This window comes from Pseudomonas sp. 21615526, from assembly GCF_013386245.1.
Lineage (GTDB): Bacteria > Pseudomonadota > Gammaproteobacteria > Pseudomonadales > Pseudomonadaceae > Aquipseudomonas.
Genome location: NZ_JACAOM010000259.1, coordinates 1 through 734, shown reverse-complemented (window position 1 = coordinate 734; position 734 = coordinate 1). Strand labels below are relative to the sequence as shown.

General features: G+C 59.5%; 1 protein-coding gene. It reads right to left on the bottom strand.

Annotation, left to right across the window (positions count from 1 at the left end; translation table 11 throughout):
• Window positions 1-734 (bottom strand): alpha/beta fold hydrolase (locus HX786_RS31590; protein WP_178913094.1); only part of this gene is annotated, 734 nt, incomplete at both ends.

The window sequence follows — 734 nt, the reverse complement described above, 5'->3', positions numbered from 1 at the left end:
ATCTGCGGATAGTGCCCAATATTCGCCAGCAACACCGTATCCGCATGCGGCACCAGTTCACGATACCGCTGAACCATATGCCCCCCAGAAATCGGATCAACCTCCCCATCGATCACCCGCAACGGCACCTCCCCCCGCTGCATGGCCGCCACCCATCGATCCCGCTGCTGCCTACGCTGAGGAATATACGCAATCAACTTGTGCAAAATCCGCGGCCCATCCTGGCTCTCGATCAAGCTCCAGAAATCATCCAGCGCACTCTCACTGGGCCGAGTCGCCGGCCCGAAAATCTGCCCAAAACTGTTAGCAAGGGCATTACGCCCAAACGCCCGCCCGATCATCCAACCCAATGGGCTCAGCAACAGCTTCTGCACCAACGCCGGACGATGCGTCTCCGGAAACAACCCACCGTTGAGAAACACACAACTGCCCATCCGAAACCGGCCTTCGTAATGCCGCGCCAACAACTCCTGCGCAACACTGTCACCGTAATCATGGGCCAGCACATGCACCGGCTGCTGCACCCAAAGATGCTCCAGCAACGCCTGTTGCAAGTCCGCCTGCTCCAGCAGGCAATAGGTGTGGTCCAGCGGCTTGGCCGAATCGCCAAACCCCAGCATGTCGCAGGCAATCACTTGATAGCGCTGGGCCAACGGCTGCCAGAGGTAATGCCAATCCCAACTGGCCGTGGGAAAACCATGGATCAGCAGCAACGGCTCGCCCTGCCCCCCCAC